A 1,128-nucleotide genomic window follows, 5' to 3' on the forward strand; every position below is an offset into this window, starting at 1 on the left:
CGAATACCGCAATGGTTTCCTGCATGCACGCTATCGCGGCAAAGCGGTGTGGAAGTATCAACGCAATGCCCAGGGGGATGTTACCGAAGCCACCGGCCATCAATGTAGCGCGCAGACTGCTCTCCTGGACGGATGCCCGGAATAAAGGCACCGGACTTCTTCAGGTTTTCCGCTACGTCTTTCGGATTGAACATCAACGCCGTATAGAAGAAGCAGAAGAAAATAATCCCTGCACTAAACAGCAGAATAATCAACGGCTGACCAGGAGCGATCGACTGCGAGATGTCCTGCAGCCAGCCCATACCTTCAGACTGACCAAACCAGGTACCCAACGAAGCCGGGAACAGCAAAATGCTGCTCGCGAAAATGGCCGGAATAACACCGGCCATGTTCACCTTCAACGGCAAGTGGCTAGTTTGCGCAGCAAAGACCTTGCGGCCCTGCTGGCGCTTGGCGTAATGAACAGCAATACGACGCTGACCACGCTCAATGAACACCACGAAACCGATAATCGCTACTGCCAGCAAACCGATGGCAACCAGGGCAAAAATGTTGATATCACCCTGACGCGCAGACTCGAAAGACTGCCCGATCGCTCTCGGAAGACCGGCGACGATACCTGCGAAAATCAACATCGAGATACCGTTGCCAACACCACGCTCAGTAATCTGCTCACCCAGCCACATCATGAACATCGCACCAGCCACAAAAGTGGATACCGCGACGAAATGGAAGCCAAAGTCACCAGTGAACGAAACGCCCTGCCCCGCCAGACCAATGGACATGCCAATTGCCTGAACGAGAGCGAGAACGACAGTGCCGTAGCGGGTGTACTGAGCGATCTTGCGACGCCCAGCTTCACCTTCCTTCTTCAACTGCTCCAGCTGCGGGCTGACGGCGGTCATCAGCTGCATGATGATCGATGCCGAAATGTACGGCATGATCCCCAGTGCAAAGATGCTCATCCGCTCCAGCGCGCCGCCGGAAAACATGTTGAACAAGCTAAGAATGGTCCCCTCATTCTGTCGAAACAGGTCCGCGAGTCGGTCCGGGGCCACTTCCTTGAAGGCGCTCTGCAGCGTTTGCTGGTAGGTCTGCACCTGAATCTCGCGTTCGGTCTTGGCCGAG

At 55.2% G+C, this 1,128-nt stretch carries 2 pseudogenes; both read right to left on the reverse strand.

From position 1 onward, the window contains the following. Positions 1 to 95: 95 nt before the first annotated feature. Positions 96 to 1,058 (reverse strand): annotated as a pseudogene (secY, locus tag ACQKPC_RS30415) (preprotein translocase subunit SecY); the annotation flags it as partial. Next, positions 1,038 to 1,128: pseudogene (locus ACQKPC_RS30420) on the reverse strand (MlaA family lipoprotein); the annotation flags it as partial. The pseudogenes ACQKPC_RS30420 and secY, both read right to left, overlap by 21 nt.

Origin of the sequence: Pseudomonas sp. NPDC089918 (assembly GCF_050280605.1) — a bacterium.
Classification (GTDB): domain Bacteria; phylum Pseudomonadota; class Gammaproteobacteria; order Pseudomonadales; family Pseudomonadaceae; genus Aquipseudomonas.